This window comes from Vibrio sp. 10N.286.48.F5, from assembly GCF_041469785.1.
In the GTDB taxonomy this organism is placed as follows: domain Bacteria; phylum Pseudomonadota; class Gammaproteobacteria; order Enterobacterales; family Vibrionaceae; genus Vibrio; species Vibrio crassostreae_C.
In genome coordinates, this window is the sequence record NZ_JBFRLG010000018.1 from 64,105 (window position 1) to 78,930 (window position 14,826).

Sequence of the window (14,826 nt, forward strand, 5' to 3'; positions counted from 1 at the left end):
CGACTATAATTACGTGATTCCTCGGAGGACACTATGTCTGAATCTGTACGCGGTAAGTTAGGCAAATTTGCCCTACTCTCCATGACATTTGCAGCGGTATTTAACGTTCGCAACATTGTAAACAACAACATCGAATTGGGATTGAGTTCAGCCCCTATCTTTTTGCTCGCGACCCTTATTTACTTCATTCCGTTCGTGTTCATCATTGCTGAATTCGTATCAGCAAATAAAAATTCTGAGTCAGGCATGTATGACTGGCTAAAAAAACCACTAGGCTCAAAAGCAGCCTACCTAGGTTCCTTCCTATACTGGTTCGTAAACCTTTTCTGGTTTGTATCCCTGCTACCAAACGTAATCGCCTATGCGTCTTACGCGATGTTGGGCTATGAATACGCCTTCTCGCCAGTCGTCACATCGGCTATCTCGATTGCTCTGTTTGCTGCAGCAACTCACATCTCAACCAAAGGCGCGAGCTGGCTAGGTAAGATTGCCGAGATCGTGGCCTACGGTGTATTCGCTCTGTTTGCAATCTACGTTATCGGTGCACTAATGGCACTGGGCGGCAACCATGAGCCAGTAGAACCAATCACGCTTGAAGCAATGACACCGACCATCAACTGGGCAACGCTAGGTATCATGTGTTGGATCTTCCAAGCAGCCGGTGGTGCAGAAACCGCAGCCGCTTACCTAAACGATGTTAAGGGCGGTCACAAGTCTTTCATCAAGGTTATCATTGGTGCAGGTATCGCAATCGGCGCAATGTACGCAGTGGGCTCTCTTCTAGTAAACGTATTCGTTGCTCGTGATGAACTGACCTACGCTGGCGGCATGGTTGAAATCTTCACAGGTATGGCGAACTACTTCGACATTTCACAATCTCTAACGGGTCGCTTCGTCGGTATTATCCTATTCGTTGCTATGTTCGGTTCGATGATGATGTGGACAGCAGCTCCAGTAAAAATTCACTTCTCTGAAATCCCTAAAGGTGTTTACGGCGAGAAGACAACAGAGCTTAACGAACACGGCGTGCCAGTACGTGCAGCTTGGTGGCAGTTCGCGTTTGTATTCGTGATGCTTGTGGTGAACGGCTTCGGCTCTGAATCTGTACAAGACATGATGAATACAGCAATCAATCTAACAGCAGGTACCGCAATGCTACCGCCAATCTTCATCATGGTGGCCTACTTTGTATTCCGCTTGAAACACGACGAAACACCGCGTGATTTCCGCATGGGTACTCGAGTTCAAGGTATGGCAGTGGTATCGGTACTGATTGGTATCTTCATTGTGAGCATGACAGCATCGGCATTCCCGACAGGTGTTGACCTTGTTCAAGCCTTCTTCATCAACGTCTTCATGACAGCGGTATTCTCTGGTATTGCATGGTGGTGGATCTCTCGCTTTGAAAAGAAGCAAGCAGGTAAAGAAGCAAAGCTAGAAACCGCTAAGCAATCGTAGCACTCTGCATCCCCCCAACTTTAAAAGCGCCTAACAAGGCGCTTTTTTTTGTTTTAAATCAGACAATTAAAATCAATCCCGAGAAATAAAAACGGCGTTCCGTCAAGGTTTCAGTTCACGAAAAACACCAATTAATAGGTAATAAAACTCGAATAAAAACCAAGGTAAAATATTAACTAAATTTATTTACTCAAGGTCACATATTTGATCAATTTCGATTAACTTCCCGCCGCTTAATCTTTAATCTTCTTGCTGAAGAGACAAACTGATTCATATAAAAAAAAGCGGCAAAAACCCCCTACAAGCCCTATAAATCGTCGCTCATGAAACAAGCAATCTCTTCAATGAACTTCTTAATCTTTAACTCTTTATTTTGGTAATAAGTTTACTGAAACACCAGAGAGAAAAAGCCCAAAGAAGTCCGATCGTAAATCTATAAAAACAACAATGAGCCAACCCTGACAAAACAAAGCGGGTGTTTGCCAAACCAACATAACAATAAAAGTGCGGCTTAGAGCTTCCCTCTCTAGGACCAAGTTATAACGATCATCAACGTGATTCACCGGAGAACATCATGTCCGAAAATAAACGCAGTACGATAGGCAAATTTGCCCTACTGTCTATGACCTTCGCGGCGGTATACAGCTTCAATAACATCATTAATAACAACATCGAGATCGGCCTTTCCTCGGCTCCGATGTTCTTTCTAGCAACCATCTTTTACTTTGTGCCATTTTGTTTGATCGTTGCAGAGTTTGTGTCACTGAATAAAGACTCTGAAGCGGGTGTTTACTCTTGGGTTAAAAGCTCTCTAGGCGGCCGCTGGGCGTTTATTTCAGCTTACACCTACTGGTTTGTTAACCTGTTCTTCTTCACCTCTCTGCTCCCTAGAATCATCGCTTACGCGTCGTATGCGTTCTTAGGTTTTGAGTACATATTCACGCCAATGACCACCGCAATTCTAAGTACTATTTTGTTTGCGGTCGCGACTCATATCTCGAATAACGGTGCGAAATTACTGGGCCCTATCACCTCACTAACATCATCACTGATGCTGCTGCTAACGATGTCTTACATCTTGCTATCTGGCGGTGCTTTGGTAGGCGGTATCGAGCCAGCTGACCCAATCACCATTGAAGCCATGACACCAAGCTTCAACTGGGCATTCCTTGGCGTAATCACTTGGATCTTCATGGCGGCAGGCGGTGCAGAATCGGTCGCGGTTTACGTTAACGACATCAAAGGCGGTCACAAGTCTTTCGTTAAAGTCATCATCATTGCCGGTATCTTCATCGGTGCGCTTTACTCGGTAGGATCTGTGTTAGCAAACGTGTTTGTTTCGCGTGAAGAGCTTAAATTCACAGGCGGCTCAGTTCAGGTATTTGAAGGGCTAGCAAGACACTTTGGCCTGTCTGAAATCTTGATGAACCGTTTCGTTGGTGTGGTTTCATTCACGGCGATGCTGGGCTCTCTGCTGATGTGGACGGCAACACCGGTTAAGATTTTCTTCTCTGAAATCCCTAAAGGTATCTTCGGTGAGAAAACGGTCGCTCTAAACAAACAAGGCGTTCCAGAGCGTGCGGCTTGGATTCAGTTCTTGATTGTGATTCCACTGATGTTCATTCCGACACTGGCGTCCGATACGGTTCAAGATCTGATGAGTACCATTATCAACATGACAGCTGCAGCATCGATGTTGCCACCGCTATTCATCATGATCGCGTACCTTAATTTACGTTTGAAGTTGGATCACTTACCTCGTGATTTCAGAATGGGCTCACGTATGACAGGCATTACCGTGGTCTCGATTCTGATCGGCATTTTCACTGTTGGCTTCTTTGCGTCAACCTTCCCAACAGGTGCTGACATCATGACCATCATCTTCTACAACGTGGGCGGGATTGTTATCTTCCTTGGCTACGCGTGGTGGAAGTACGGAAAATATGGAAAAAGCTTATCTCCAGAAGAGAAAAAACTAGAAGCAAAACCTGAACCGGCGAACGCTTAGTTTACCCTGCACTCTGATTTAAACTTCGGGCACTCACATTTGGTGAGTGCCTTTTTATTTGTCGGTACATTTCCACTAACCATCTCGATTAAATCAAAGCCATTCAAGAATCAAAACATTCGAACCAACAATCTAACCACCCATCAAACAATTCACCTCCCGAATACTTACAACCCTAGCCATACCTCTGCAAATTCAACTGAAAGTCAAAATAAAAACAAAGTAAATATTTACTAAAAATAGATCACACTTTTAAACTTAATTAATTTTAAACATCAAAATTATCATTAATATTGGTTTTGCGATCGTAAGTAACCTGACCAATACGCCTTGAAGAACACCCCATATTAGAAGTCAGAACTGCTTGCGAACCTTCATTTATAACCCCGACACAGAAGTGATTAAAATGAAAAGTAGTTTTACTAAAAACACTCTTATTACAAGCTGTATTCTTGCTGCCTTAAGTACCACTGCCCACGCGGAAGAGTCCGCAGCAAACCACAGTGATACTCAGCCTCCTCAGACAGAAACTGAAACCCTATTTAACTTTTATGGTGAGCTTGGCCTTGGTGGTCACGTGGCACTCGAAGGTGATGATAAAGGCCGCTACGCAGACGGTACTTACATTGAAGCTGGCTTGGCTATCGAGCACGGTAATTGGTTTGGTCTTGCTTATATGGAGGGCTGGACAGTACAAGCCGATGACGAAGGCAATGCTTGGGCAACGGGCCACGGCTGGGGCGGCTTCGAAGGTGGTTTTAACCGCTTTTACGCTGGCTACCGCACCGACGAAAAAACAGAATTTATTGTCGGTCGTATGGACTCGTCACTGGATGACGTTCAATGGTGGGGTGACCCAACAGTCGAGTACGGCTACGCAATCTCAAACACGCGTGATGTTCACGTTGGTGTGAAGATTCAAAACCTAGAAGGCAAACTTCGCTACAGTGTTTCATTCGCTCCAGAATCTGACTTCTCTGAAGACGATGCCCTACTTCACTTCGGCAAGTACGATAACTTTGCAGACCAATGGAAAGACAAGAACGCCATGGTCAACGGTTACCTCCAATATGACCTCACTGACGACCTAACCCTAATGGGTGGCGGTGAAGTGCGTAACAACGATGGCGGCGAACTTCTACTATTGGGTGCTGAGTACAAAAACTTCGCCACTCGTGTTTGGCACGATACCGACAAAGGCAACCAAGAATCTTTCGGTAGCGAATCAGGTATTCAAACCAGTGCATGGTATGAAGCCGCACAAGGCGTTTACCTATCAGCAGCCTACAACTACGCAAACTTTGACGGTGACAATGGCGACAAAGAGATCACCTCTTACATCAATGCTGGCGTTTGGTACGAATACGGAAACGGCGCATTTGCGACTGCTTTTGATAGCCGCTTTGGCGTAGGCAGCGACACTGAAATCGGCGACGCTCAGGTGTTCGCAATGCAATACTTCTACTGGTAATAACAGGAATTGATCATGAAACTGAATAAATCATTCGCAGCTCTCGCTATCGGTGCAGCCCTTGTCGTTACTGGTTGTGCATCAAATTCCATCTCTGGCTCAAGTTCTGATGCTGAGCAACTGCAAGCCAACGAGTTTAAGAACGTTATCGACCGTACTGGCTCACCTGAATACATGCGTGACTACGACTTCGATGACCACCAACGCTTTAACCCATTCTTCGACCTAGGTGCATGGCACGGTCATCTGCTGCCAGACAGTGCAGAAGGCATGGGCGGATTCCCAGGTACAGCACTGCTTACCGAAGAATATATCAACTTCATGGCTGATAACTTCGACCGCCTAAGCGTGTTCAAAGACGGCAAAAAAGTGGCTTTCACTATGGAAGCTTATAGCCTACCGGGCGCATTGGTTCAGACGCTAAAATCTGACGATGTGACCGTAGAAATGACGATGCGTTTTGCTTCAAACCGTACCTCTCTGCTAGAAACAAAAATCACTACCGACTCACCGGTTGAATTAGTGTGGGATGGTGAACTGCTAGAAAAGACGCACGCCAAAGAAGGCGTGGCACAAACCGACAAAACAATCGCTGAAACTTACCCTGAGTATGACCGTCAAATCGTCGCAACCGACGATGGCCTAAAGGTGACCTTCGGTAAGGTTCGTTCGACATGGGATCTACTGACTTCTGGTGAGTCTGAATACCAAGTTCACAAGTCGATTCCAACGAAAACCACGGTTGATGGTTTAGCGTTTACTTCAACGGCAAACATTGAAGCATCGACGACTATCTACACCACATACTCGCATGTTCTAACGGCAGAAGAAGCGCAAGCGGAACAGCCTGAAATCAAAAAGATCATGGCAAACCCTACCGACTTCTTAGCCGCATCAGCAGAACGTTGGGAAGGCTATCTTGAGATGGGTTTAACCAACCCGAACGCGACACCAGAGCAAGAGCGTGTTGCGGTTAAAGCGATGGAAACCCTAAACGGTAACTGGCGTGGCGCTGCAGGTGCGATGGAGTTTGACTCTGTGACACCATCCGTGACGGCGCGTTGGTTCTCGGGCAACCAAACTTGGCCTTGGGACACATGGAAGCAAGCCTACGCAATGGCTCACTTCAACCCAGATGTAGCGAAAGATAACATCCGCGCGATGTTTGCCTACCAAATTCAAGCTGACGATCCTGTTCGCCCTTGGGATGAAGGTTACGTGCCAGATCTATTGGCTTACAACCTAAGCCCAGAACGTGGCGGCGACGGCGGTAACTGGAACGAACGTAATACCAAACCAAGCCTAGCTGCATGGGCCGTGATGGAAGTCTACAAGACCACCAGCGATGAAGCTTGGCTAGAAGAGATGTATCCAAAGCTAGTGGCTTACCACGACTGGTGGCTACGCAACCGTGATAACAACGGCAACGGTGTTCCAGAATACGGCGCAGCACGCGACAAAGCACACAACACACCTGAAGGTGAAATGTACTTCACCGTGGTTCGTGGCGATAAACACGAAACAGTCGTAGGCCAAGCTGAACTGGATAAAGTGGTAGCAGAAGGCAACTACGATTACATCGAGAGCCCAGCTCAAACCGCTGCGTCTTGGGAATCAGGTCGTGATGATGCAGCAGCCTTCGGTTTCATCGATAAAGACCAGCTAGACGCGTACGTTGCTAACGGTGGCAAGCGCAGTGATTGGGATGTTGAATTCGCTCAAAACCGCGCTGAAGACGGCACTTTGCTTGGCTATTCATTGCTGCAAGAGTCCGTTGACCAAGCAAGCTACATGTACAGCGATAACAAGTACCTAGCAGAAATGGCTGACATTCTAGGTAAAGACGCAGAAGCGAAAGAGTTCCGTGAAAAAGCAGAGCACCTATCGAACTACATCAACACCTGTATGTTCGACGAAGGCACTAACTTCTTCTATGACATTCGTATTGAAGACAAGCCTTTAGCCAATGGCTGCGCAGGCAAACCGATTGTCGAGCGTGGTAAAGGCCCTGAGGGTTGGTCACCACTGTTCAACGGTGCAGCAACACAAGCTCACGCTGATGCCGTGGTCTCTGTGATGAAAGATACCTCAGAGTTCAACACCTACGTTCCACTGGGCACAGCAGCGCTTTCTAGCCCAGCATTTGGCCCAGATATTTACTGGCGTGGACGTGTATGGGTAGACCAGTTCTACTTCGGCCTAAAAGGTATGGACAGCTACGGCTACCGTGACGATGCGATTGAAATGGCAGGCGCATTCTTCGACCACGCCGATGGCTTGGTACAAGACGGTCCTATCCGTGAGAACTACAACCCGCTAAACGGTGAACAACAAGGTGCTCCAAACTTCTCTTGGAGTGCTGCCCACCTATACATGTTATACAACGATTTCTTTACTGACGCAGAGTAAGTAAAAACCTATACCTGTCTTCTGAAATTCAATGAAAATCTAACCTCATAAATTTCAGACTTTGGCACTCAGTTTCTCGCTGAGTGCCTTTTTTATATCTGAAGTAACGTAAGCGAAAAACAAGCACTTAGACCATTTGGCCTACCATGATCCTTTTACTCTGTTCGTTGTACTCAGCTAACACAGGCAAGCTTTTACTCACAAAAAGCAAAGAGTGCTCTTGCTATGAAATCCCATTCAAAAATTTCATCACCCTCACTGAAATATTGAATTCTGAAGACTTATTCGAATTTTATTTATCCTTATTAGCCTTCCGGACATTAATTTGATAGTCGTTTACTAAATAATAGCTAAACTATAGCGTCGCCTACCCCTTTTTTGAGAAAACCTAAATGCCTAATGCTGATTCCACCCTAAACAAACGTATGGGAATCGTTGCGCTCACCTGGCCAATTTTTATCGAAGTTCTTTTAAGAACCGCACTCAACACCAGTGATGTATTCATGTTATCGGGATACTCGGACAAAGCCGTGTCTGCCGTTGGTGTTATTTCTCAGATATCCTTTTTCCTGATCATTGTCTCGACCATGGTCAGCAGTGGTACGGGTATTCTAATCGCGCAATACAATGGTGCTTCCCGCACTCAAGAGAGCGCTCACGTGGGTGTAGCAAGTATCATTCTGGCCATTATTGCCGGTGTGCTACTGAGTGTGATTGCCGTTCTTGTTGCTGAATATTTTATCCCGCTTTATCAACTCGAACCTCAAGTCGAACAGTACGCGCAAGAATACCTGTTCATCAGTGGTGCTCTCACCTTCAATGTAACCATAGGTGTGGTTCTCACCACTATTTTGCGCAGTCATGGCTATTCAAAGTCACCGATGGTGATCAATATGATTGCAGGTGTCATCAACGTATTCGGTAACTACTGTGCCTTATATCAACCTTTTGGTTTGCCTGTATACGGCGTGCAAGGGGTTGCGACCGCGACCGTCATTAGCCAAGTAATCGGAATGTTGATCTTGATTGGTGTGGTCAGAAGCAAAGGGATTTATCTACCAGTGAAGCAGTTTAAATCTGTGCCGAAAGCCATCTATCAAAAAATCATGAAGATCGGCTCGATGAACGCTGGAGAAGTGCTCTCTTATAACATGGCTCAGATCAGCATTACCTTCTTTGTAGTGCAGATGGGTACGTCTTCACTGGCTGCGTTTACTTACGCACAAAACATCGCTCGCCTCTCTTTTGCGTTTGCACTGGCAATTGGTCAAGGCAGCCAAATCCAAACAGGCTATTACATTGGTAAGGGTTGGATCGACGAGATTACCAAGCGCGTGCAACGTTACTTTGTGGTTGGCTTTATCGCGTCAACCGCGATCACCTGCATGGTGTATGTGTTCCGTTTCGAAATTCTCGATCTGTTCACGCAAGATCCAGAGATCATTGCGCTAACGGCGGCACTGATTGCAGGTTCCATCATTCTTGAAGCTGGACGAGTATTTAACCTTATCTTTATCTCTTGTCTAAAGGCTGCTGGCGACATTAAATTCCCGATCAAAATGGGCATTCTCAGCATGTGGGGCATTGGGGTTGCCATGAGCTATTTGCTTGGCGTGCATTGGGGTTATGGCGTATTGGGTGCTTGGATGGCAATCGCGATGGACGAGTGGTTCCGTGGAATCATCATGGCCTATCGCTGGCGAGCTAAGAAATGGACTCGATTCTCTTTTTAGGTTGTTGTTGATACGTCGAAATTTATCTCGACCAAAAGAAAAAAGCGCTAGGGGGAGCTAGCGCTTTTAAGACCAACTAAGTCCGTTTAGCCTGGTAGATTTTTAAGCTATATCATGAGGATATAACCAATTTTTTTACTTAGGTAAATCAAAAAGCCTATTCTTTACGACTGCCTTGGTCGTAAATTAAGTATAGTCGGGTTGTGAAAAATGGAAGGAATTATTTCATTTATTTTTGTCGCAGAGACCAAGCCCAGAGTAGAAAAACAGCTCAGATGAACTAACCTTTAATCATGATTGGAAATCTTGAGGAGGGGCTATATGGATTCAGAAACGACCACCGCCAAGCCCGCGCCTCGAAAAGAACAATCAACCTTGCTAGCTTCCCTACTCCATGAATTTAGAAGAAACAAACTGATTTTATGGTACGTGGCATTCATTGCTCCGCTCACCTTAACCATCAACCTATTTGTCCCAAATAATATGAAGTATGACATCTATAGTTATATCGATGTCTTAATTACCATTTGCTATGTCACTTTTATTATCTGGGCAACGTATTATTACTGTTATTTACTGTTTAAGAGAGAAAAAAAACCGACTATACGATTCATCAAAAAAGTGAAATCACTGCTATTTCCTATCTCGAAACCCATTTACTTTGTCTTGTTAATGCTCGCTTTGAACATCTCATTTTCGAGTTACACGTTTATCAAATCACTCATCCCGCACTTCAATCCTTACACTTTAGACCTCGCTTTTTACCACTTAGATAAGTGGTTGCACTTTGGCGTATCTCCATGGGAACTCACACACTTCTTCCTGCCAAATGCAGCTTCAACTTTGGTGATGAACTTCTTATACAACTTATGGTTTTTTCTGATGTGGGGAATGTTACTTTTTTTCATCATCTATCGAAAAGATGACCAACTTCGTAATCAGTTTATCCTGACCTTTTTGATATCTTGGTTTCTCCTAGGTAACGTCATAGCGACGCTGTTGTCGTCTGCGGGACCCGCCTACTTTCACCACTTCTATGAACAAGATCTCTATCTTAGGTTAATGGAACGTCTACAAGCGCAAGACCTCCAGTTAAAGCAAGCGAATCTATTCCCACTTTGGATGCTATCCGCACAGGATATGCTTTGGGATAGCTATGTTACTGGCATAAGAGGCCGAGGAACGGGAATATCTGCGATGCCTAGTTTGCATGTCACTATCGCAGTGTTAATGGCAATGACAGCATTTAGGTTGAACAAAAAGCTGGGATATTTGGCGTGGGGTTATGCTTTTATTGTCCAGCTCGGCTCCGTTCACTTGGCTTGGCACTATGCAATCGACGGATACTTAGGGGCGATATTAGTCGTGGCTCTTTGGCACGCTATTGGTTACTGGTTGCGAAGACGGACACCACCAATCAAAGCTCCATAAACTAGATATGTCCCCCCCTTATCACATCGGATAACAAGTTAATCTCTTAGACCCGTTACTTCTTTAACAGCCTGACTAATGGTTTTTCTCAGATGGATACTTTTATCATCGAGTTGCTTTCCTTTGCGATAAACAAGTTGAATGTCAAAATCAGGAACCTCTATCGGCGGGGCAACGGCGATCAGCGAGCTCTCCACATTAGGGTCAGTTCGGGCGACCAATTTAGGCACAATACACAGCAACTTCCTACCACTGATCAGTCGTTTTACCGTCAAAAAATTACTCGATGCAATCGCCACTTTTCTCGTATAACCGAGTTCCGCTAATTTTATGTCTACGCCCGTTTTTAGAGAACCATTAGGGGAAACTAATGCATGCTCGACAGACACAAATGTCTCTAGCGACATCAGCAGTTCAACACCAAGCACTGAGCTATCAAGTAAGCAAACATGCTGCTCGGTGTAGAGTTGATCAATACCAAACAGCTTAGGCACCTCTCCAAAACTACCTATCGAGATATCCAGCTTTGCCTGTTCAAATACTTGCTGATAGTTGCTTGGATTAACATTAAAAAATGCGACTTGAGAGTTTGGTGAAGCTTCTTTGATCAAATCGAATATCATTGGGCCAAACATCTGCTCTGCGTAATCCGTCAACCCTATTTTCCAGCTCCCTTTGAAACTCTCGGTCTCAAAACGTTTAGATAACAGAACTTCAGACTGGATGGTATTCAGTAGCGCGTCCACGGTACTTGATAGTTCAATGGCTCGGTCGGTCGCCTCCATCTTGCTACCTACACGCTCAAACAAAGGGTCATCAAACAACTTTCGTAGCCTTTGTAAGCTATGGCTCATCGCAGATTGGCTGACATAACAACGCTCAGCAGCCTTACTCACGCTATTCGTTTTATACAAAGCCTGCAGTGCAATCAACAAGTTAAGGTCGACCCCTTTCCAATTAAAATCAGCCATGCTAATCAACCCATTTCATTCATAGTTATAATTAAAACAATTAATTTGAATCATAGTCTAACTCCACCTAAATTACGCTAAACATTTATCTGGAATCGATCATGCTTTCAATTTTTAAAACCTTTTTCTGGCTTGGCTGGATTAGCTTTGGTGGACCAGCAGCACACATTGGCTACTTCCGTAAAACCTTTGTTGAGAAACTGAATTGGTTGTCCGACGAAGAGTACGGGCAGATTGTCGCTCTTAGCCAATTTCTACCGGGCCCAGGTTCAAGTCAGGTTGGCTTTGCGGTTGGCTACAAGAAAGGTGGATTAACAGGTGCTATTGCTGCATTTGTCGGCTTCACCTCCCCATCTGTGATTCTGATGCTGATATTGGCGTTAGTCAGCAACCAACTATTGGAAGCACCACTTTTCAATTCAATCATTCACGGGCTTAAGTTATTAGCGGTAGTGGTTGTGGCTGATGCTACCTTTGGTATGTACAAGAACTTTTGCCAATCGAAGATAGCAACCGCCTTATGTGTGATTACCGCGATTGTTCTGCTACTGATTCCAGGCATCTGGCCTCAAGTTTTAGTGCTTCTATTTGCAGCAATGGTTGGCAGTAAGTTCTTGACGTCTCAAGAGCTCAAAACGATACCTTCAACGCAAAAAATATCGGTAACGCCTCTGGTGATTTTTGTTGCTTTGCTGGTTGGTCTGCCTCTATTCAGTGCTTACTCTCAAGGTATTGAAGTGTTTGGCCTGTTCTACCAAGCAGGTAGCTTAGTATTCGGTGGCGGCCACGTGGTACTTCCGTTGCTACAAAATGGTATTGGTGACCAACTGTCTCAAGATGCCTTCCTAACAGGTTATGCAGCAGCACAGGCAGTACCAGGGCCTATGTTTACACTTGCGACTTACTTAGGTTATGTATTGATGCCATCGGCACCGATCACTGGCGCACTACTCGCAACGATTGCTGTGTTCTTACCGGGCTTCTTATTACTACTGGGTGTACTGAAGAACTGGCAGGCGATTGCAAGCAAACCTTTAGTGGCAGGCGCTCTTACTGGTGTGAATGCGGCGGTTGTCGGTTTGTTATTGGCGGCACTATATCAACCGATCTTCACAAGCGCAGTAAGCAGCGGCATAGACTTCGCTCTGATCATTGTTGGTGTGTGGTTATTGAAAACAATTAAGATGCCGATTGTAGGTTTAGTGGGTACCTTTATCGCCGCTGGTGCGATGCTTAACTATTTATAATTAAGCACTTAGATACCCAACTTTAGATACTAAACTGAGTTACAAATAATAGCCCCTGATCAGGAAACTCATCAGGGGCTATCTTATTTAGAATGACTTAACTTGATAGGGCGTTATATCGGGGTGCTGGCTTTCATTTCCCTTACCTCTGCCAACGCTCTATTTAGGTTCTCATTAGCAATTTTGTAGTAAGACGGCTTTTTATCGATCGCTTGTTGAAGATAAGGAATCGCTTCATCAGGTCGACCTTGGAGAATTAAAAAATACCCGACATTATTCAACGCTTCGGGAGCATCCATATGACGCATAAAAACGTTGATCGCCTTTTTCACATCGCCGGAAGCTAAGTAAATAAGGGCAAGGTTATTCTGAGCTTTCTCATTGTTAGGCTCAATCTCTAACGCCGAACGAGTGTATTGATACGCTTCTTTGTAGTTGCCATACATGTAATGGGAGTAGCCCATGTTCAACAAGGCTTTTACTGAGGTTTTATCGATAGTGAGCGACTTTTTAAAATACTCTTGAGCTATTTGATGCTTACCTTCAACATCCTCCAATACCCCAATTCCCATATAAGCGAGTGCTGGCGACATGCTATCCACCTTCAAGCCAGCAACTTCACTTTGGCTTAACGCTTGGTAATTTTTAGTCGTTTCACTGCTTTTCAAGCGAACTTGATCGGCATTAATCGCTTTAAAAAAATAACTTCGTCCTTCATCGGTGCGGCGCTGCTTGGTATATAGAACCCCAAGTTGCTCCAACACTTCAGTATGCGCCGGATTAAAATCTAGTGCCGCCAGATAGGCTTTTTCAGCGAGCGCGTAGTTGCCTCTCGATGAGTGAATTCGGCCAATCGTAAACAGCGTTTTATCGTGAAACTCTTGCTCAGGGAAAGACAGAGATCGGATGTACTCATAAAGCGCTAGATCGATATTGTTATCTCTCAGCGCCACATCACCACGCATGATCGCTTCTTTTTCACTAACCGGAGGATCGTCACTGGTTAAGGTGTCAATGGGCTTCCCCGAATACAACTCAGCATCAAACTGATTGGTTGGCTCATCAGAAGAAGCACACCCTAAAACTAATAGCGGCAGCAAAAGTAAAACCATTCTGTTCATTAGCATCATAAACCAACTCCTGGCGCACTTAATGCGTCCATAACAATCATCATCCCAGGTCCTAGGGCAACAATAAAAAAACACGGCCAAATAAATAACAACATAGGAAACAACATTTTAGTTGGTATTTTTGCTGCAATCTCTTCCGCAGCTTGTTGGCGCTTATCTCGAAAATCTTCGGTATAGTCTCGTAACGTTTGCGCTAAGCTCCCCCCCATTCTGGAGGCATGTGAGAGCAAAGAGACGAGCCCGTCTAATTCATGAAGGCCAGTCCGTTCGACAAGTTGACTCAAAGCATCTGGCATCGTGACACCCGCCTGAATTTTGGCAAAAACCGTATCCAGCTCATCGGCAAGTTCGGGCTGTGAGATGTATAACTCATTAGCAACTCGTCCCAGCGCCGCATTAAAGCCAAGGCCTGATTCAGTACAAACCACCAAAAGGTCGAGCGCGTCAGGTACCCCATTTCTAATTTTTCTCTGTCTCTCTTTTTGCATTTTACTCAATACAAAGTTGGGTAAAAACGTGCCGACAAAGATACAAGTCACAATCAATAAGTTGTTATAACTGTCACCAATCGCCAGATAAAACACCACGAACGCACAGACAAACCCGATAAGAGCGGAAAGCACTTTGATGGAATAAAAGACTGAAAGCGCACTTTTTTCATGGTATCCAGCGTGCATGAGCTTTTCTGAATAGCTTTCGTTGTCCTTTTTGTTCCCTCGCCCAATAAATGGCGTTAACGACTCCAAGGTATTCGTAAAATCATAAGACTTCCGGCTGCCCGTTTGGCTACCTCCAGAAATCTGTTTTAACTTTTTATCCAACGGTGAACGAGCGCCAACAAAAAGAAAACCAAGAGTGAGGGTAAGTAACATCGTGGTCAGCAAAATCATCCCGTAGAGTAAGGTTTGACTGCTGATCCCGAACTCAGAGAGTGCTTGTTTCCATACTTCTAAATCAAAGAATTCCAT

Annotated in this window: 10 protein-coding genes; 7 read left to right on the forward strand and 3 right to left on the reverse strand. The window is 45.0% G+C overall.

Translation table 11 applies throughout. The features are described from left to right. Window positions 1-33: 33 nt before the first annotated feature. The 6 genes from AB4185_RS12310 to AB4185_RS12335 all read left to right on the forward strand — a co-directional run bounded on the left by AB4185_RS12310 (window position 34) and on the right by AB4185_RS12335 (window position 10,510). A complete protein-coding gene (locus AB4185_RS12310; RefSeq protein ID WP_372135504.1) occupies window positions 34-1,458 on the forward strand; it encodes an amino acid permease in 1,425 nt (474 codons plus the stop codon). A gap of 574 nt (window positions 1,459-2,032) precedes the next feature. After that, window positions 2,033-3,466, forward strand: a complete 1,434-nt coding sequence (locus tag AB4185_RS12315) for an amino acid permease (protein WP_372135505.1) — start codon at window positions 2,033-2,035, stop codon at window positions 3,464-3,466. Between the two features lie 406 nt (window positions 3,467-3,872). Then, entirely contained in the window at window positions 3,873-4,937 is a 1,065-nt protein-coding gene (ygjJ, locus tag AB4185_RS12320; protein WP_372135506.1) for a protein YgjJ, read from the forward strand. Window positions 4,938-4,952: 15 nt separating this feature from the next. Further along, window positions 4,953-7,346 (forward strand): alpha-glucosidase, encoded by a 2,394-nt coding sequence (gene ygjK, locus AB4185_RS12325; RefSeq protein WP_372135507.1) that lies wholly within the window; start codon window positions 4,953-4,955, stop codon window positions 7,344-7,346. A gap of 392 nt (window positions 7,347-7,738) precedes the next feature. Then, window positions 7,739-9,079 (forward strand): MATE family efflux transporter, encoded by a 1,341-nt coding sequence (locus AB4185_RS12330; protein ID WP_017060807.1) that lies wholly within the window; start codon window positions 7,739-7,741, stop codon window positions 9,077-9,079. Between the two features lie 321 nt (window positions 9,080-9,400). Continuing rightward, the gene (locus AB4185_RS12335; RefSeq protein ID WP_372135508.1) at window positions 9,401-10,510 is read left to right on the forward strand and encodes a phosphatase PAP2 family protein; all 1,110 of its coding nucleotides are present in this window, start codon (window positions 9,401-9,403) and stop codon (window positions 10,508-10,510) included. A 38-nt stretch (window positions 10,511-10,548) separates the two neighbouring features. Here the strand turns inward: AB4185_RS12335 and AB4185_RS12340 are convergent, their stop codons facing one another. Further along, window positions 10,549-11,481, reverse strand: coding sequence for a LysR family transcriptional regulator (locus AB4185_RS12340; RefSeq protein ID WP_372135509.1), 933 nt, complete (start codon window positions 11,479-11,481; stop codon window positions 10,549-10,551). 101 nt (window positions 11,482-11,582) lie between these two features. On the opposite strand from AB4185_RS12340, the gene chrA reads away from it, so the two are divergent. Continuing rightward, window positions 11,583-12,728, forward strand: coding sequence for a chromate efflux transporter (gene chrA, locus AB4185_RS12345; protein ID WP_136981655.1), 1,146 nt, complete (start codon window positions 11,583-11,585; stop codon window positions 12,726-12,728). 113 nt (window positions 12,729-12,841) lie between these two features. Here the strand turns inward: chrA and AB4185_RS12350 are convergent, their stop codons facing one another. Both AB4185_RS12350 and AB4185_RS12355 read right to left on the reverse strand, forming a co-directional pair. Continuing rightward, on the reverse strand, window positions 12,842-13,858 hold the full coding sequence (locus AB4185_RS12350) for a lipopolysaccharide assembly protein LapB (protein ID WP_017063313.1): 1,017 nt from the start codon (window positions 13,856-13,858) through the stop codon (window positions 12,842-12,844). Next, complete coding sequence (locus AB4185_RS12355; RefSeq protein WP_017063312.1) at window positions 13,855-14,826, reverse strand: type II secretion system F family protein; 972 nt, start codon at window positions 14,824-14,826, stop codon at window positions 13,855-13,857. Before AB4185_RS12355 ends, AB4185_RS12350 begins: the two co-directional genes overlap by 4 nt.